This is a genomic window from Pseudomonas putida (assembly GCA_041071465.1).
Taxonomy (GTDB): Bacteria; Pseudomonadota; Gammaproteobacteria; order Pseudomonadales; family Pseudomonadaceae; genus Aquipseudomonas; species Aquipseudomonas putida_P.
On the sequence record CP163498.1, the window covers coordinates 4,636,630 to 4,654,612 of the forward strand.

Below are 17,983 nucleotides of genomic sequence, written 5' to 3' on the forward strand. Positions count from 1 at the left end.
CTTGCTCCTCGGGTCAATGCCATGTGCCGGCGGTACTGCCGCCATCCACCGGCAGGATGACGCCGCTGACGAAGCGTGAATCGGCCAGGTACAACACCGCGTCCACCACGTCCTGGGGCGAACCGGTGCGGCCGCTTGGCGACAGTGCGCCCATCCCCTGAACATTGTCGCCATGCAGGGGGGTCTCGATGATCCCCGGCGCCACGGCATTCACCTGCACGCCGCTGGCCGCCAGTTCCAGCGCCAGGCCTTTGACCGCCTGGTTCAGGCCGCCTTTTACCAACACCGGCAGCAGGGCTGGTACGCGGGTATCCGGCTGCAGGGCGATGGAGGCCGTGATGGCGATGATCTGCCCATGCCCTTGCTGGGTCATGATCCGCGCTGCTTCCTGGGCTGGGTAGAAAAAGCCTTTGAGGTTGGTGCCGACCAACGCGTCCACATCCATTGCAGTGTATTCGGCAAACCGTTTGGCAATGAAAATGCCGGCGTTGTTGATCAGGATGTCCACACCGCCAAAGGTGTGAGCGGCCTTGGCGAACAAGCGTTGCGCCGTGGCCGGTTCGGCGATGTCACCCGCTACGCCAATAAACCGCGAAGCGTTGCCGAGGCGAGCGGCGGCCTGCTCCAGGCGTGCCTCGCTGCGGGCATTGCCGACGACGTTGTCGCCGCGTTCCAGGAAGGCCTCGGCCAGGGCAAAACCCAGGCCGCTGGAGGCCCCAGTGATGATGACGGTACGTGGCTTGTTCATGTGCTTGGTCTCCAGTGAATTGAGCCATCGGCTCGATGTGGACTCACTGTAATTGGCTACCGATGCTTGAAAAATAAGGCGCGAGGCATTTCAATCGATACACCATGTAATTAATTGAGCCGCCATGCCCCGCCATTTCGATGACTTGCAACTGGGTAGCCTTGAGCTGTTCTGCCTGGCCGCCGACAGTGGCAGCTTCACTGCCGCAGCCGCACTGGCCGGCGTCACGCCGGCGGCGGTCAGCCGCAACGTGGCGCGTCTGGAGGAGCGCCTGGGGGTACGGTTGTTTGTCCGTACCACGCGGCAAATTCGCCTGTCCGCAGCGGGCCATGCCTATTACCTGCAATGCCGACAGGCGCTAGGGCAACTGGTCGAAGCCGAACGCCAGGTAACGGGTGGGCAGATCGAGCCCAGTGGCTTACTGCGCATCAGTGCGCCCACGCCCTATGCCCATCATCGGTTACTGCCGCTGCTGCCGCGCTTTCGCCAGCGCTACCCGCAGGTGCGGGTGGACGTGCATGTCAGCAACCGCAACGTCGATTTTGCCGAGGAACCCTTCGACCTGGCCATTCGTGGCCGCGAACCGGCCGACTCACGGCTGGTGGCGCGTCGGCTTGAGGATGCCGAGCTGGTGGTGGTGGCCACCCCGGGCTACCTGGCCGGTGCCGGCATGCCGCAGGTGCCACAGGACTTGCAGCACCACGAGTGCATCCAGTTTGAAATGCCCAGCAGTGGCCGCCGCCCGCCGTGGACCTTTCGCCAGGATGGTCGTCAGGTGGAAGTGGAAACGCAGGGGGCGTTCACCTGCCTGGGCGACTTTCTAGCCACGGCCACGCTGGTGCGCCACGGCGGCGGGCTGATGCAGGCTTATCGCTTTACTGTGCAAGACGCATTGGTCAGCGGCGAACTGGTCGAGGTGCTGACGGCGTTTGGCGGCACCTCTCGGCCCTTCATGTTGATCTACCCGCAGGCACGGCACATGCCATTGCGGGTGCGGGTGTTCATCGATTTCCTGTTCGCCGAGGCCGGGCAACCGCTGAGCTGACGTGGTGCGGTGCAGGCATGGGCCGACTATGCTTTTGGCTGCGCCGAGCCGAATAGGCCTCGACGAACCTTACGGTTTTCCAGGAGAACGCTCCATGAAATCCATGAAATGCATACCCTTGCTGGTGATTACCTCCGTCCTCGCTTTTGCCGCACACGCAGACCCAGCAAGCAACTGTGCGGCCAAGATCAAGGAACTGGAGGATTTCCATAAAGCCAGTGGTCAGGCGATGCATGGCGGCATGGCCCATGACTTCAAAGTTCATCTGCAAAATGCCAAAGATGCTCAGAGCAAGGGTGACATGGCTCAATGTCAGGCCTCTGCGGACCAAGCCAAGACCATCTATAACAAGGCTCGTAGCAAATAAGCTCGTACGGGCCTCTTCGCGGGTAAACCCGCGAAGAGGCCCGTGCAGGATGGCCCCGCCGTCAGAACCAGCGATCGTTCTTCTTGCGTCCCCGGGTCAGCGCCGGCAGGATCAACCCCGCCAGCAAACCCGCACCAGCAATGCTGCCGCCATACACCATGTAGCGCATCATCACCTGCTTGTTCTCATCCCCCAGGCGCGCCTGGGTATCGCGCAGCTCCGACTGGCTTTGGTCCAGCTGCTCGTTCAGCGCCTTGTTGCGCGCCTCCAGTTCGTCGATCAGCTGTTTGCGCGAATCGAGCGTTTCCTGCATGCCCTGCACGCGGTTTTTCCAGCTGTCGTCGATGGTCTTCAGCTGCCCGGTCAGTTCCACGACCTGGGCATCGAGCATCGGCAGGCGTTCGTTCTGTCCAGGAACCGCCTGCAGGTCGTTGCTGAGAATCCACACCACATCGCCGTTCTGCCCGCGCACCTGGCTGTAGTTGCCCTGGCTGCCGATCAGGGTGAGTTTTTGCCCGGACTTGAGCGTTCCGACGATGCGGTGGCCATCCGTCGGGCCGCTGCGCACGTAGGTGCTCAGGCTGTCGCTGACCCAGCGTGCATCGCTGGCAGGCTCTTCGGCGTGCACCGGTGCGGCAAGGGTCACCAGGGCGGCAATCAGGCCGCCGCGCAGGGCAGGGAGGACGGAAGCAATTGGGCGGGAATCGGGCATGTTGGGTCTTCGCTGAAACAGGACAAAAGTAGGCCCGGTGACTGGGCCGATGAACCGGTCGGTGAGTTGACCGTCAGCCAAAGACCGTTTTTTTGTAAGCAGGTTCACTACCTGACGTCGGAAATGTCTGCAGGATGTTGCAAGGCCCGACCCAGGGCATTGCCTTGTCGATGACGCAATTGTAATGCGCCGATCACCTTGGCGTTATCTGCCGGCCGTCAATCTCGGCCCGCCGACATAACAACAAATGCGACGTTCAAGGAGCATCGGATGACCCGCAGATCACCCCTGAAACTGGCGGCTTGCCTGGCACTGGCCAGCGTTGGCAACCAGGCCATGGCCGCAGAAGAAAGCGCTGAAGGCTTTGTCGAGGGCAGTACCCTCAGCGTGCTCAACCGCAATTTCTACTTCAACCGCGACAACCGCGATTCCGCCGCCCCCACGCACAACCCCAACAAGCAGCCTGACAATGGCTACTCCGAAGCCTGGGCTCACGCTGTGATTACCCGCTTCGAGTCGGGCTTCACCCAGGGTACTGTCGGTGTTGGCCTGGATGCGTTCGCCATGCTTGGCCTCAAGCTCGACACCGGCGGCGGTCGCAACGGCGGGCGTAGCTCTTTCGATGTAATGCCCGTTGACCGTGATGGCCAGGCCCGTGACGAATACACCAAGATAGGTGGCGCGGCCAAGGTGCGCCTGTTCGACACGGTCCTGAAGGTAGGCGATGTGTTCCCGGCCAACCCGGTGGTGGCGGCAGGCGACTCGCGGCTACTGCCGGAAAGCTTCCGTGGCGTGACCCTGGAGAACACCAGCATCAAGGACCTGACCTTGCAGGCCGGGCGTTTGCACGCCATGAGCCAGCCAATGTCCAGCGACCTGCGGGAAAACTTCGTGACCTTCTACGGCGGCCCGGTCGATTCGCCGTGGATTGCCTATGGCGGTGGTGACTACACGCTCAATGACCATGTCAGCGTCAGCCTGTTCAGCAGCCGGCTCAAGGATGTGTGGAACCAGTACTACGCCGGCACCAGCCTGAGCTGGCCGTTGAGCGATGAGTGGCCCTGCTTGGCGGTTTCAACTATTACAAGGCGGTTGATGAAGGGCAGCGGCGCCTGGGTGCCTTCGACAATGACATCTGGAGCGCCAAGGTCGGCGTGCGCCTTGGCGCTCACACCCTGGCGCTGACTCACCAGCGCAACAACGGCGACGATGACTTCGACTACCTGCGCCAGTCCGACTCGATCTTCCTCGACAACTCTATCCAGTACAGCGACTTCAACTCGCCCAAGGAGCGCTCGTGGATGCTGCGTTACGACCTGAACATGGCCGCCTATGGCGTGCCTGGCCTGTCGTTCATGACGCGCTACGGCAAGGGCACAGACGCCGACTACTCCAATGCCAACGCCACCTACATGCGCCGCGACGGCGACGGCAACCCACTGACCGACCAGAAGCGCTGGGAACGTGACATCGAGGTCAAGTACGTGGTGCAGACCGGCGCAGCCAAGGACCTGTCATTGCGCGTGCGCCAGGCCACCACCCGGGCCACGGCCTTCGAGTCGGACCTGGACGAAGTACGGCTGATCGTGGAATACCCGCTTTCGATCCTGTGAATTCACCTTGGCAGCCTTGTTGCTCCTTTGGTTTGGGTGAATATTTTGGCGCTCCGCATGGAGCGCTTTTTTTTCGGGCTATTAAGTTGCAGCTAGACTCATGGGTTCACACCCTTTCAGGGAGCCAGGACCATGACTGCCAAGAATACCGTCTGCCTGTGGTATGACCACGATGCCGAAGAAGCGGCGAACTTCTATGCCCGAACCTTCCCCGATAGCCAGGTGGTCGCGGTGCACCAGGCACCCGGCGATTACCCTTCAGGCAAGCAGGGCGATGTGATTACCGTGGAGTTCACGGTAATGGGCATTCCTTGCGTCGGGCTCAACGGTGGTTCGACCTTCAAGCACTGCGAGGCGTTTTCGTTCCAGGTCAGCACCGCGGACCAAGCCGAGACCGACCGTTTGTGGGATGCCATTGTCGGCAACGGTGGCGAGGCCAGCGTGTGTGGTTGGTGCAAGGACAAATGGGGGATTTCGTGGCAGATTACCCCACGTGTCCTCATCGAAGCCATCGGCCACCCCGACCGTGCGGCGGCCAAGCGGGCGTTCGAGGCCATGATGCAGATGGGCAAGATCGATGTGGCCAAGATAGAGGCGGCATTGAAGGGTTGAGGCAGGTTCTGCTTAAGTCCCCGCCTCGCAGCCCCTTTAGGTGACACAAGGCCGTTTCGACAGGGACCGCCCAGCCTTGCAGGGTCAGGTTTGGGAAACTTCGTTCGCTGCCGTTACCGGCTTTGTCGAAGCCTTCTTTTCCTGCACCACAATGTAAAATTCCTCACCATGCTTTACCGCACCATACAGCACGGCTTTTTCGATCAGTTCGTTGCCGCGCAGGTGACGCAGCATCATCGGGTCCTTGCGCAGGTCGCGGTAAAGCGCCAGGCACAGCAGTACCATCACCATCACGAACGGCAAGGCGACGACGATGGTCAGGTTCTGCAGCCCGGTCAGTGCCTCGCCGGGGTCACGCGGGTCGCCAATCGCCAGCATGATCGCCGCCACCGTCCCGGTCAGCGCGCCCCAGAAAATTACCGTGCGCCGTGATGGCGCGGTGGTGCCGTGTTCCGATAGCGTGCCCATCACCAGCGAGGCTGCATCGGCTCCCGAGACGAAGAAAATGCCTACCAGGATCATCACCAGCACCGAAGTCGCCGAGGCCAGCGGGTAGCTGTCCAGCAGTTGGTACAACGCGTGGTTGCTGTTGACCGCACCGTTGGCCAATTGGAGGGCACCCTCGCGCACGGCATCGATGGCGGCGCCGCCGAAGATGGTGAACCACACCAGGCTGACCAGGCTCGGCACCAGCAGCACCCCTGTAACGAACTGGCGGATGGTGCGGCCGCGGCTGATGCGGGCGATGAACATGCCCACGAATGGCGTCCAGGAAATCCACCAGGCCCAGTAGAACACGGTCCAGCCGGCCAGCCAGTTGTTCATCTGCTCGCCGCCACTGGCGTTGGTGCGGGCCATCATTTCCGGGAGCATCTTGATGTAGATGCCGAGCGATGTCGGCAGCAGGTTGAGCATCAACAGGGTTGGCCCGACCATGAACACGAACACCGCCAGCACCAGCGCCAGCACCATGTTGGTGTTGGAAAGCCACTGGATACCCTTGCCGATGCCCGACACCGCCGAGGTGACGAAGGCAATGGTCAGCAGGGTGATGATCGAGATGTAGAACAGCTTGCCGGGGCTTTCGATCCAGCCGTTGTATTCCAGGCCGCCGGCAATCTGCAGCGCACCCAGGCCCAGCGAGGCGGCCGAGCCGAACAGCGTGGCGAAAATCGCCATCATGTCGATCAGGCGGCCGAGTGGGCCGTTGGCGTGCTTGCCGATCAGCGGCCGGAAGGCTGCGGAAATCAACTGCGAGCGGCCACGGCGGAAGGTGCCGTAGGCGATCACCAGGCCGACGATGGCGTACATGGCCCAGGGGTGCAGGGTCCAGTGGAACAGGGTGGTGGCCATCGCCACCTGCATCGCTTCGCTGGTCTGCCCGCTGGCCGAACCGGGCGGCGGCGATACGTAGTGCGACAGTGGCTCGGCCACGCCGAAGAACATCAGGCCGATCCCCATGCCTGCGCTGAACATCATTGCTACCCAGGACACCGTGCGGAACTCCGGCTGTTCGCCATCACGGCCCAACGGAATTCTGCCGTAGCGGCTGGCGGCCAGCCACAGCACGAACACCACGAACAGGGTGGAAGTGAGCACGAAGAACCAGCCAAAATTGAGAATGACCCAGGATTGCGCGCTGGAGGCGCTGCTGGCCAGGCTGGCCTGGTTGAGGAAGCCCCAGAGCACGAATGCGATGGCCAGGAGGCTGGTGAAGCCAAAGACGATCCAGTCGAGTTTGCCCTCGAAATGTCGGTCCTGGCGGGCTTCTGCGGTTTTCGAGGGGTCTGTCACGCCAAGATCGAGTGTTTCGGTGATGTGTTCCTTTGCCATGAATGATGAGGCCCCTTTGTGGTTTACCTGCGTATGCAGGCTTGTTGTTGTATGGGCTACCGAGCGCGATGAAGGCTTCGGCGGGGTGGAGTGCTGGCGCGATTATCCTGCGCCGGAAAAGGCGACGCCTGTCCCCATAGCGCCCTGGGGCGTCCATTACGCGACTTGGCAAATACTTTTAGTTCTGGGGGCAGTGGCCCTTTCTGCCTCGGCTTCTGGTAACCTGATGGGCATTACCCGGGCCCGCACATACGAGCACCGTAGAAGCGCTGCTGCTTGCGGCCCTGGCCGTACCAGGAAACGGAGATTCGTCATAATGGCCACTGACCGTGTGAGCCTGATTCATTTCGATAAATTGAGCATGAGCCCTGCCGCTGCCGATCGGTTCCAGAAAGCCCTCGACGCGCTGGCAGCGCTCAAGCTGCAGGACCGTTACGTGTACCTCATCGCTCCTTATCTGGGTGATATCGCTGACGCCTCCGACCTTGAACAACTGGACACCGCCCTGGGCCAGTGCATTCGTGTGGTCGATGAGCTGCTGGCTGCCAGGTCGGTCAGCAAGGCCAAGGCCGAAGAAGTACGCCAGGTGTTTCACAGCGCCGCCGAACGTGCTCGGCGGAAATGCCCGGCTGAGTGGTGGCATGGCCAAAGACATCGACAACCCTTGCGTCTCTTTATGCCAGCTGAACAGCGAGCTGTGCGTGAGCTGCGGCCGCACCCGTGACGAAATCCGCAAGTGGCGGGGCATGAAGCGCCCCGAGAAGATGGCCACTGTGCAGCGGGCGGCGACGCGAATGAAGGCTATCGCCAAGAAGGCGGCCAAGCGGCAGAATGCCGACTGAGCCTGCGTGCCATTCACGCAACCTTTCCTGATTGTTTGTCGAGCCTGAAATGGATTCTCACTCGCTGTTTGCGTTTACCCTGGTCGCCGCCATCGCGATCGCCAGCCCTGGCCCTGCCACCTTGATGGCCATCAACAACAGTCTGGCCCATGGCCAGCGCAGCGCGATCTGGTCGTCGCTGGGCAATGGCACGGGCCTGTTCTGTCTGTCGGCCGCGGCCATGTTGGGGTTGGGCGCATTGCTGGCCAGTTCTGAAGTGCTGTTCAATGCCGTGAAAATCCTGGGGGCAGGCTACCTGTTTTACCTGGGGGTGCGGCAGTTGTTGAAAAAAAGCCCGATGCTGGAGCAGGGCGCCGCAGAGGGTGCAGCCAAGGCAAGGCCTACGCCGCTGAAACTGTTCAAGTCGGCCTTTCTGACGGCGGTGACCAACCCCAAGGCGACCATGTTCTTCACCGCGCTGTTCCCGCAGTTCATCGACCAGGGCGCGGCGTTATTACCGCAGTTCCTGACCTTGACAGGCATTTTCGTGGCCTTGTCGCTTACTTCACTGAGCTTGTATGCCGCCCTGGCTGCGCGGGCCAAGGGTGTGTTGACCCGACCTTCGCTGTCGCGCTGGGTGAGCCGGGTGGTGGGCACCACCTTTATCGGTTTTGGCGCGGCGATCCTGGCAATGCGGCGGCAGGGGGCCTGAAAAGGCCGGATTCCAGTCAACTGTGCGGGCCCTCATTGTCTATCCTCCGGCGGTTTTTCTGCTGGCCGATGAAAGGCCCGTCTATTGGCCGCTGATGGTCCAGACTGCCTAGAAGACGCACAGATGATTGCTGCAGCCGACCACAGTAGGTGGCAGCCTTTGGCCACCATGTCGGGTCGCCGGATGTACATGTGCCGAGGGTCGTAGATGATCGAGCGTTGCTTTCGCCGCGCCTTGCTACTGTTGTGCCTGTTGCCGCTGCCCCTGGCTGCGGTAGCGGATGATGCATGCCGACGGCTCACCGCGACCGGCAATCCTGAATACCCGCCGTACTTGTGGCGCGACCCGCAAAACCCCCAGCAATTGATCGGTGCCAATGCTGACCTGCTCAAGTACTTGGGCAAGCAGTTGGGGCTGGATATCGAAGTGGTTTACGGCGGGCCGTGGTCGCGAGCCCAGGAAGAGGTGCGCACCGGTCGGATCGATTTGCTGGCCGGGTATTTCCTGACCGAAGCACGCCGGCTGCAGATGGACTTCATTGCCCCGCCATTCCTGCATACCCCCAGCGTGGTCTGGGTGCGCCAGGACAATGCCTTTGCCTACCGACAATGGGCCGACCTCAAGGGCCACAAGGGCGGCACTCTGGTCAACAACAGCCATGGCCAGCAGTTCGATGAATACGCCCGGGCCAACCTAACCCTTGAAGCGGTGCCCAGCGCCCGGCAGGCGTTCGAGAAGCTGATGCACAAGCGCAGCGATTACGTGGTGTACGAGCAGTACCCTGGTATGGCGCTGGCGCGTACCTTGGGCATCGCAGCCACTGTGCAGGTGTTGCAGCCGCCAGTGTCCAGCGAAGGGTTGTACCTGGCGATTTCGCATGATTCGCCCTGTAACCTGCCGCAGTTGCGTGAGGCGCTGGCGCGGGAAATGGCGAAGATAGTTGCCGGAGCGCTGCCCGATCATTTGCTGAAGCAGAACCTGGAGCGGTGGCAGTAACGCGCAGGTGCGCGCTTCTACAGGGACCGTGCCAATCGTTCTGCTTCCTTGGCTTGGGTGACGTTGACTGCCCCAGGCAAACTGACGTTGTTCTTCGCCGCGAGGATCTCGGCCATGACGCTGACTGCAATTTCCGCTGGGGTCTTGCTGCCGATGTAGATGCCAATCGGGCCGTGCAAGCGCCGCAGCGAAGCTTCGCTCTCACCGAAGTGCTCGATCAGCCGTTCACGGCGTAATTGGCTGTTGCGCCGCGAACCGATGGCGCCAATGTAGAACGCCGGGCTGTGCAACGCTTCGAGCAGGGCCAGATCATCCAGTTTTGGGTCGTGGCTGACGGCGACGATGGCGCTGCGAACGTCAGCGGCGAAGGCGCGGACCACGTCGTCTGGCATGCCAGGCAGCAAGTTGACCCGGCAACATTCCAGCCTGCCGTGTACTCCGGGCGCGGGTCGCACAGCGAAACGCTGAAACCGTTGAACAGGGCCATGGTGGCGAGGTACTCGGCCAGTGCGCCGGCACCGATCAGCAGCAGGCGGTAGCCTGGGCCGAGGGTGCTGAGCATGCGCTGGCCATCGAAGCTGAACAGTTCAGGCAAGCCCGTGGCGCAGAGGCTGGCTTCGCCGCTTCGCAGGTTCAGGTCACGGCGTACCAGGCTTGCGCGGTCGAGGCAGGCCAGCAGTTGTTCAAGGTGCTCCAGCGAAGGGGTGAACTCCAGCACCAGTTCGAGGGTACCTCCACAGGGCAGGCCGAAGCGGTGGGCCTCGTCGGCACTGACGCCATAGCGCACGACCTGGGGCTGGCTGGCGGGCATGCCGGGGCCTTCGTATGCACGGGTGTAGCGATGGATGAGGTCGTCCTCGATGCAGCCCCCGGAAACACTGCCGACCATTCGACCGTCACTGCGCAGGGCCATCATCGAGCCGACCGGGCGCGGGGATGAGCCCCAGGTGCGGGCGACCGTGGCGAGCAGGGCGCGGTGGCCGGCTGCAAGCCAGTCACGGGTAGTGCGCAGGACCAGCAGGTCGATGCTTTCCATTGGGGCTCCATTAACCTAGGTGTTCAAAAGTTGTCCGATTCAGCGCATATGCAAGATGATCGGGCTGCTACTGGCCGGGTTGGTATGCCCTCGCAGCTTGCCCACTGCTTGCGCGTTCACCGCGCCACCCTGGTTACCCCATGCCGTACGCACGAAGCTCAGCACTTCGGCAATCTCCTGATCACTCATCTGTTCGCGAAAAGCCGGCATGCGATAGGCATCCGGCACCCCGGCAGCCACCACCCGCTGCGAACCGTTGAGGGTGATATTGATGGCCGAGGCATCCTCCCTGGCCAGTGCCGAGGTTGCCCCGGCCAACGGCGGCATCCATTCGGCCTGGCCTTTGCCGTCCAGGCCGTGGCAGGAGGCGCAGCGGGTCACATAGGCATGCGCCCCAGGGCTGTCGAGCTGCGCAGCTGCCGATTCGGCCCGGTATTGCCACGGCGCGCCGTCACGCTGTGGGTCACCGGGCAGGGACTTCAGGTAGTGGGCGATGGCGGCCAGGTCATCGTCATGCATGAATTGCGTGGAGTTGTTGAACGCCTCGGTCATCGAACCAAATACCACGGCATGCCGGTTGCGCCCGGTCTTCAGAAACTGCGCAATCTCAGCCTCGCTCCAGCGCCCCAGCCCGGTGTTGTGGTCGGCGCGCAGGCTAGGTGCGTACCAGCCGTCGAGCAAGGCGCCAGCCAGGAACGGCTTGCCACTGTCATCCAGTGCCTTCTCGTTGAACGCCAGGCCGCGCGGTGTATGGCAACTGCCGCAGTGGCCAGGCCCCTGGACGATGTAGGCGCCACGGTTCCATTGCGCATCTTGCCCGGCCTTGTCGGCGTAAGGCGTTGTGGCAGCGAACAGCCCGTTCCACAAGGCGATTGGCCAGCGCAGGTTCAGTGGCCAGGGGATGTCGCTGGCCAGGTTGGTCTGCTGCACCGGTTGCACGCTGTGCATGAAAAAGGCGTACAGCGCCTTTACATCGTCATCAGTGAGCTTGGCATAGGACGGGTAGGGCATCGCCGGGTACAGCCGTCGACCACCGGGCGCGACACCTTGGCGCACGGCGCGGTCGAAGTCGGCCAGGCTGTAGTTGCCGATACCCTTGTCGCGATCGGGAGTGATGTTGGTGGCGTGGATTGCCCCCAGTGGGGTGGCCATCTCCAGCCCGCCGGCAAACGGTTTGCCGTCTGGCAGGCTGTGGCAGGCCACGCAGTCGCTAAGCCGGGCCACGTACTCGCCGCGGCTGATCAGCGCCGGGTCGGCTTCGGTGGCCTGCGCCTGCGCCTGGGCCTGGGCTTCGGCGAACGGCGAAGCAGGCTCACGGGTGACATACCAGGCCAGCAGGCCTGCCGCGACCAGGCACGGCAGCGCCAGCCAGCCAGCGGTTCTTGCGAAACGATGGGTCATGGGGCGTCCCTTGTGCGATCAGCTGAAGGTATGGCGGCTCAATGGCAAGCTGCGTACGCGTTGGCCGGTGAGCTGCGCGACCGCGTTGGCCACCGCCGGGGCCACGGCCGGCAACGGTGGTTCGCCAATGCCGCCCATCTTCGCCCCGCTTTCGACGATGCGCACATGCACCCGGGCCATGCGCGCAGGCGGCAGGATCGGGTACAGGTCGTAATTGCGCGCGCGCGGCTTGCCGTCCACGTACACCGCTTCTTCCACCAGCGTCTGCGACAGGCCAAGGGCGACGGCGCCATTGACCTGGTGCTCGATGATCGCCGGGTTGACGATGCTGCCCGGGTCGATGGCCTGCCAGATGTCGTGTACCTTGACCTGGCCGTTGTCGATGGACACCTCGGCAATGACCGCAGCCTCCGAGCCGAACGGTGAGGCCATGGCCACACCGCGTGCGCGCTTGCTACCGTCTTCGGCGGTGAACGGCCCACGCTTCCAGCCACCGGACAAGTCGGCGACCGCGTTCAGCAGGTGGGTCAGGCGTGGGTTGTCGCGCAGCAGGTGAAGGCGCAGTTCGAACGGGTCCTTGCCGCCTTTGTCAGCCAGCTCGTCGAGGAATGACTCGTAGAAGAAGTCGTTCAGCGAATTGCCCACAGAGCGCCAGTAGCCGAGCATGGCTGGGCCTTTGACGTAGATCTGGGCGATGCGCTTGTTGGCGATGGCGTAGGCCTTGCCCGACAGCCCCTCAAGCGCGGTCGGGTCGATCTTGTCCCCCTGTTTGCCTGCGATGGCCTCGGTTGGGCCTTCGGTGGCGCTTATCGCTTCGAGGGCCACTGGCATGCCGTCGGCATCCAGCCCGGCGCGGAACTTCACCACGGCAACCGGGCGCAGTACATCACGCAGGAACTCTTCTTCGCGGCTCCAGATAAGCTTTACCGGCCGGCCAACGGCTTTGGCCAACGCAATGGCCTGCGGGTAAGGGTTGGCCGAGTCGTACAGGAAATGCCGGCCAAAGAACCCGCCCAGTAGCGGCGAGTGCAGGTTGATCTGTGCAGGCTCCAGGCCGGTGCGCTTGGCAATGTCGTCACGGAACATGTCCGGGGCCTGGTTGGGCAGCCAGACGTCCAGGGTGCCGTCCGGGTTGAAGCGGGCGAGGGCGGACGGCGGCTCGAGCTGGGCATGGTTGAGGTATTGATTGTGATAGCTGGCCTCGACCTTGGTCTTGGCATTGCTCAGGGCGCTGGCCACATCACCTTCATTTTCTTCATCACGGGCCGGGCCCTTGACCGTGGCGAGGTGTTCGCGCCAGGCGTCGCTGGAAAAGTCGGCCGGCATCGGCCGAACCTTGCTGTCGACGGTTGGCTCTTTCCAGTCCACTTGAAGCGCCTCCACCGCACGCTTGGCGTGCCACCAGCGTTCTGCGACCACGGCCACGGCGCCCGGCAGCTGATGCACCGAATGCACGCCTTTCATGGCCTTGACCTGGTCTTCGTTGCGCAAGCTGCCCACGGTCATGCCCAAGCGTGGCGCATGCTGCACGGCGGCGTGGAGCATGCCGTCGACCTTGATGTCGATGCAGTACTGGGCCTTGCCAGTGGATTTGTCATAAGCATCCAGGCGGCGTACGGGCTTGCCGATCCAGCGAAACTGGCTGGGGTCGCGCAATTTGACGCTGGCCGGGTCGGGCACGGGCAGGTCCATGGCGCGCCCCGCCAGTTCTCCGTAGGATATGGAGCGGCCAGTCGTGGTATGTACCACGTTACCCGGCGTGGTTGAAAGCTCATCGACCGGCACGCCCAGCTGTTCGGCGCCCGCCTGCAGCAGCATGGCTCGGGCGAGGGCGCCCAGGCGGCGCATGGTCGGATAGCTCATGCGTACCGACATGCTGCCGCCGGTAATGCGCATGCCGTTTTCCATCACCACGTAGGCTTCGCCCGGTGGTGCGCTGTCGACCACGAAATGAGCCGGGTCGACGTCAAGTTCTTCACCGACGATCTGTGCCATGGCAGTAAACGGGCCTTGCCCACCCTCCATGAAGGGGCTGAGCAGGCGTACCGTGCCGTCTGGGCGAATTTCCAGAAACGCCGGCACCTGGGTGCCGCGCTCAGCAGTTGCCGCCGCTGCAGCTTGCACGCGAGCCGAGCCCATGGGCAGGCCGAAGCCCAGTACCAGGGCACCGACTGCGGTGCTGGCCAGAAAGCGCCGACGCGACAGGTTGACCGTTTCGCCCAGTTGCAACCTGTGCAGTTCGGCGAGGGTATCGACGGGCGTGTTCATCAGGCCTGCTCCCCTTGGGCCAAGTCATGCACGGCGGCATGGATGGCGTTGTAGGTGCCGCAGCGGCACAGGTTGACCATGGCTGCATCGATCTGCGCATCGCTAGGCTTGGGCGTGTGCTTTAGTAGCGCAGTGGCTGCCATCACCTGGCCAGACTGGCAGTAGCCGCATTGGGCCACCTGGTGCTCGACCCAGGCGGCGACCACGCGTTTGCCGACGGCATCGGCCTCGATCGCCTCGATGGTGGTGACCTCGCGGCCGACCACGCCTGCCACCGGGGTGACGCAGGCGCGCACCACGTTGCCATCCACCAGCACCGAACAGGCGCCGCACTGGGCCAGGCCGCAGCCGTATTTGGTGCCGGTCAGCCCCAGGTCATCGCGGATCACCCACAGCAAGGGCGTATCGGCGTCCGCCTCGACCTGATAGGTCTTCTGGTTGATGCGTAGTTCCATGGTTCACCTGCCAGTCATCGGTTGCTGTCGCGTTGTTTTTTTCAGTGCGGGAATACGTTGTTCCCCAGAGAAGAAACGCTAGCACAGGGGGATGACCGCTGGTCTGGTGTCGGGGCGAGGTTCAGAGGATCAGGCAAGCAATCCGGTGGAATGCGCAAGGGCGTGAAGGGGTGGGGCAGGTAAACAGGACTTCCGTTGTGAAAACCCGGATAATGCCGGGCAATTTCGTTTTGCACGCTTAAATCACGGTAAATCCGCATGGAAATCAAGGTCAATTTTCTCGACAATCTCCGTCTCGAAGCCAAGTTCGACGACTTCACGGTGATCGCCGATCAACCGATCCGCTACAAAGGCGACGGTTCGGCCCCAGGCCCGTTCGACTATTTCCTGGCGTCTTCGGCCTTGTGCGCGGCTTACTTCGTCAAACTGTACTGCCAGACCCGCGACATCCCCACCGAAAACATTCGCCTGTCGCAGAACAACATCGTCGACCCGGAAAACCGCTACAACCAGATCTTCAAGATCCAGGTCGAGTTGCCCGAGGATATTTCCGAGAAGGACCGCCAGGGCATCCTGCGCTCCATCGACCGCTGCACTGTCAAGAAGGTGGTGCAGACCGGCCCCGAGTTCGTGATCGAAGTGGTCGACAACCTCGATGCCGACGCCCAGGGCTTGCTGATGCCGGTGTCGGACACCAGCACCTACATCCCCGGCAAGGACCTGCCGCTGGAGCAGACCATCGCCAACATGTCGGGCATTCTCGCCGGGCTGGGGATGAAGATCGAAATCGCCTCGTGGCGCAATATCGTGCCCAACGTCTGGTCGCTGCACGTGCGCGACGCGCAGTCGCCGATGTGCTTCACCAACGGCAAGGGTGCCACCAAGGAAGCCGCGCTGGCCTCGGCACTGGGTGAGTTCATCGAGCGCCTTAACTGCAACTTCTTCTATAACGACCAGTTCTGGGGCGAAGACCTGGCCAATGCGCCGTTCGTGCATTACCCCAACGAGCAGTGGTTCAAACCGGGCCCGCGCGATGCGTTGCCGGCCGAGATCCTCGACGAGCATTGTCTGGAGGTCTACAACCCTGACGGCGAATTGCGTGGTTCGCACCTGTACGACACCAACTCGGGCAACAAAGCGCGGGGCATTTGCTCGCTGCCGTTCGTGCGTCAGTCCGACCAGCAAGTGGTGTACTTCCCGTCCAACCTGATCGAAAACCTGTTCCTCAGCAATGGCATGAGCGCCGGCAACACCCTGGCCGAGGCGCAGGTGCAGTGCCTGTCGGAAATCTTCGAGCGCGCCGTCAAGCGCGAAATCCTGGAAGGCGAGCTGTGCCTGCCGGACGTGCCGCAGGAGGTGCTGGCCAAGTACCCGGCGATCGTCGCCGGCATTCAGGGGCTGGAAGAGCAGGGCTTCCCGGTACTGGTCAAGGATGCGTCGTTGGGTGGCGAGTTCCCGGTCATGTGCGTGACGCTGATGAACCCGCGCACGGGCGGTGTGTTTGCCTCGTTCGGCGCACACCCAAGCCTGGAAGTGGCGCTGGAGCGTAGCCTCACCGAGCTGCTGCAGGGCCGCAGCTTCGAAGGCCTGAACGACCTGCCGCAACCGACCTTCGAAAGCCACGCGCTGACCGAGCCGAACAACTTCGTCGAGCACTTCATCGACTCCAGCGGCGTGGTGTCATGGCGCTTCTTCAGCGCCAAGGCCGACTTCGAGTTCGTCGAGTGGGACTTCTCCGGCCACGGCGAGAACTCCAACCAACAGGAGGCCGCGACGCTGTTCGGCATCCTCGAGGCGCTGGGCAAGGAAGTGTACATGGCGGTGTACGACAATCTGGGCGCCACTGCTTGTCGCATTCTGGTGCCGGGCTACTCGGAAATCTACCCGGTCGAGGACCTGATCTGGGACAACACCAACCGTGCCTTGTCGTTCCGTGCCGACATCCTCAACCTGCACAGCCTCGACAGCCGCTCACTGAAGCTGCTGCTCAAGCGCCTGGACAACTGCGATGTGGATGACTACACCACCATCACCACGCTGATCGGCGTGGAGTTCGACGAGAACACCGTTTGGGGCCAACTGACGATCCTTGAGCTGAAACTGCTGATCTGCCTGGCGGTACAGCGCTTCGAGGATGCCAAGGAACTGGTCGAGGCGTTCCTGCAGTTCAACGACAACACCGTCGAGCGCGGCCTGTTCTACCAGGCGCTGAACGTGGTGCTGGAAGTGCAGTTGGATGACGAACTGGAGATGGGTGACTACGAAGCCAACTTCCGTCGGATGTTCGGCAACGCGCGCATGGACGCGGTGCTGGGTTCGGTGGACGGCAGCGTGCGCTTCCATGGCCTGACCCCGACCAGCATGAAGCTCGAAGGGCTTGATCGCCACTTGCGCTTGATCGAGAGCTACAAGAAGCTGCACGCGGCGCGGGCCAAGTTTGCCTGATAACCGCCGCCCTCAAGCGTCGCTCATACGCGCCTTTTTTGGGTTGAAGGTGCTGGAGCTTCCTCGAACGCTTCTGGGGGCGGTGGCGCCGCTCGGACGTTGAACAGGCGGCAGATGCCGTACCAGCAGATGGCGACGGTGAGGTTATAGGGGAACAGCACGGCCCAGAACGGCAATTGCCAGTTCTTTTTGCCCTGCATTTCACCGGGCTCACCGGTTCGCCAAGGAGCGTAGTGGCGCCACGCTTCGGCTGGGGTCAGGCAGATGGCGTGCAGCGGCTTGTGCCACCAGTTGGGCTCGCCGGGCGGGGGGAGTTTGTCCGGGCCGTGAGCCATGAAATGGCGGAGGTATTCCCAGACTTCGGCGACGTGCTTCACGCCGGGTTCGGTGGGTTCGTTGCTGTCGACCCAGAGGCAGTCTTTTTGGTGGAGGCTGCCATCTGCCCGGCGAGGGGCGAAGGCGAGGGCGTAGCTGGTGCTGAACGATGAGCCGCCGTTTTCGGTGCGTTTGAAAAGGCCTCCGCCCGTGTTGCTCCACTCAAAGACAAATAGCTTACTCAACCGCTGATAGTAAATTTTCTGAGTTGATCGGTTGAAGCATAAGCTTGATAAGCGTTTTATGAAATATATTCGATAGGCTAAAAACGGGAGGAAGATGAAAGGTCCAATTACTGTGAGGATGATAAAGGTATAGCTAAAGGTGTATGGGTCCCATGCTTCGCTGGATAGTAGGTATGGGTAGAAGAAGATAATCGACGCGACAATCATTGCGCAGTAAATCTTTCCCATAAATACAGAGTCTGTTACCCAGGGGTTTCGCAGGGTTAAAGTGTTACTTGATAAGTTTAATAGCTGTCCGCCAATAGCAGGTTTGTGCCCGGAGTCTGTGGTTGGATTGAATAGCCAGATGGTCGCCATGC

14 protein-coding genes and 3 pseudogenes are annotated in these 17,983 nt (G+C 62.2%); 9 read left to right on the plus strand and 8 right to left on the minus strand.

Annotated features, from left to right (window positions below; translation table 11 throughout):
• Positions 1 to 13: 13 nt before the first annotated feature.
• Positions 14 to 748, minus strand: a complete 735-nt coding sequence (locus tag AB5975_21455; protein XDR19098.1) for an SDR family NAD(P)-dependent oxidoreductase — start codon at positions 746 to 748, stop codon at positions 14 to 16.
• A 124-nt stretch (positions 749 to 872) separates the two neighbouring features.
• On the opposite strand from AB5975_21455, the gene AB5975_21460 reads away from it, so the two are divergent.
• Together AB5975_21460 and AB5975_21465 are read left to right on the plus strand one after the other, a co-directional pair.
• Positions 873 to 1,793, plus strand: a complete 921-nt coding sequence (locus tag AB5975_21460; protein XDR19099.1) for a LysR family transcriptional regulator — start codon at positions 873 to 875, stop codon at positions 1,791 to 1,793.
• 94 nt (positions 1,794 to 1,887) lie between these two features.
• Positions 1,888 to 2,160, plus strand: a complete 273-nt coding sequence (locus tag AB5975_21465; protein XDR19100.1) for a hypothetical protein — start codon at positions 1,888 to 1,890, stop codon at positions 2,158 to 2,160.
• A 61-nt stretch (positions 2,161 to 2,221) separates the two neighbouring features.
• Here the strand turns inward: AB5975_21465 and AB5975_21470 are convergent, their stop codons facing one another.
• Positions 2,222 to 2,872, minus strand: coding sequence for a TIGR04211 family SH3 domain-containing protein (locus AB5975_21470; protein ID XDR19101.1), 651 nt, complete (start codon positions 2,870 to 2,872; stop codon positions 2,222 to 2,224).
• Between the two features lie 270 nt (positions 2,873 to 3,142).
• Between AB5975_21470 and AB5975_21475 the strand changes: the two are divergent.
• Positions 3,143 to 4,485, plus strand: a pseudogene (locus AB5975_21475) (OprD family porin).
• A gap of 132 nt (positions 4,486 to 4,617) precedes the next feature.
• Positions 4,618 to 5,097: a VOC family protein gene (locus AB5975_21480; protein ID XDR19102.1), complete on the plus strand. Its 480-nt coding sequence runs from the start codon at positions 4,618 to 4,620 to the stop codon at positions 5,095 to 5,097.
• An 84-nt stretch (positions 5,098 to 5,181) separates the two neighbouring features.
• On the opposite strand, the gene AB5975_21485 is transcribed toward AB5975_21480, so the two are convergent.
• Complete coding sequence (locus tag AB5975_21485) at positions 5,182 to 6,930, minus strand: BCCT family transporter (protein ID XDR19103.1); 1,749 nt, start codon at positions 6,928 to 6,930, stop codon at positions 5,182 to 5,184.
• 316 nt (positions 6,931 to 7,246) lie between these two features.
• Between AB5975_21485 and AB5975_21490 the strand changes: the two are divergent.
• The 4 genes and pseudogenes from AB5975_21490 (at position 7,247) to AB5975_21505 (ending at position 9,459) form a co-directional block, all read left to right on the plus strand.
• Positions 7,247 to 7,558, plus strand: a pseudogene (locus tag AB5975_21490) (hypothetical protein).
• Positions 7,559 to 7,571: 13 nt separating this feature from the next.
• Positions 7,572 to 7,772 (plus strand): DUF1289 domain-containing protein, encoded by a 201-nt coding sequence (locus AB5975_21495; GenBank protein XDR19104.1) that lies wholly within the window; start codon positions 7,572 to 7,574, stop codon positions 7,770 to 7,772.
• 49 nt (positions 7,773 to 7,821) lie between these two features.
• Positions 7,822 to 8,463, plus strand: a complete 642-nt coding sequence (locus AB5975_21500) for a LysE family translocator (GenBank protein ID XDR19105.1) — start codon at positions 7,822 to 7,824, stop codon at positions 8,461 to 8,463.
• A 207-nt stretch (positions 8,464 to 8,670) separates the two neighbouring features.
• On the plus strand, positions 8,671 to 9,459 hold the full coding sequence (locus AB5975_21505) for a substrate-binding periplasmic protein (GenBank protein ID XDR19106.1): 789 nt from the start codon (positions 8,671 to 8,673) through the stop codon (positions 9,457 to 9,459).
• 17 nt (positions 9,460 to 9,476) lie between these two features.
• Here AB5975_21505 and AB5975_21510 read toward each other — a convergent pair.
• The 4 genes and pseudogenes from AB5975_21510 to AB5975_21525 all read right to left on the minus strand — a co-directional run bounded on the left by AB5975_21510 (position 9,477) and on the right by AB5975_21525 (position 14,619).
• Positions 9,477 to 10,495: pseudogene (locus tag AB5975_21510) on the minus strand (XdhC family protein).
• Between the two features lie 39 nt (positions 10,496 to 10,534).
• On the minus strand, positions 10,535 to 11,896 hold the full coding sequence (locus AB5975_21515) for a cytochrome c (GenBank protein XDR19107.1): 1,362 nt from the start codon (positions 11,894 to 11,896) through the stop codon (positions 10,535 to 10,537).
• An 18-nt stretch (positions 11,897 to 11,914) separates the two neighbouring features.
• Positions 11,915 to 14,164, minus strand: coding sequence for a molybdopterin cofactor-binding domain-containing protein (locus AB5975_21520; protein XDR19108.1), 2,250 nt, complete (start codon positions 14,162 to 14,164; stop codon positions 11,915 to 11,917).
• Entirely contained in the window at positions 14,164 to 14,619 is a 456-nt protein-coding gene (locus AB5975_21525) for a (2Fe-2S)-binding protein (GenBank protein XDR19109.1), read from the minus strand. Before AB5975_21525 ends, AB5975_21520 begins: the two co-directional genes overlap by 1 nt.
• A 258-nt stretch (positions 14,620 to 14,877) precedes the next feature.
• Between AB5975_21525 and AB5975_21530 the strand changes: the two genes are divergently transcribed.
• Complete coding sequence (locus tag AB5975_21530) at positions 14,878 to 17,064, plus strand: OsmC domain/YcaO domain-containing protein (GenBank protein XDR19110.1); 2,187 nt, start codon at positions 14,878 to 14,880, stop codon at positions 17,062 to 17,064.
• A gap of 23 nt (positions 17,065 to 17,087) precedes the next feature.
• Here AB5975_21530 and AB5975_21535 read toward each other — a convergent pair whose 3' ends face one another.
• On the minus strand, positions 17,088 to 17,981 hold the full coding sequence (locus tag AB5975_21535; GenBank protein ID XDR19111.1) for a DUF6708 domain-containing protein: 894 nt from the start codon (positions 17,979 to 17,981) through the stop codon (positions 17,088 to 17,090).
• Positions 17,982 to 17,983: the final 2 nt, after the last annotated feature.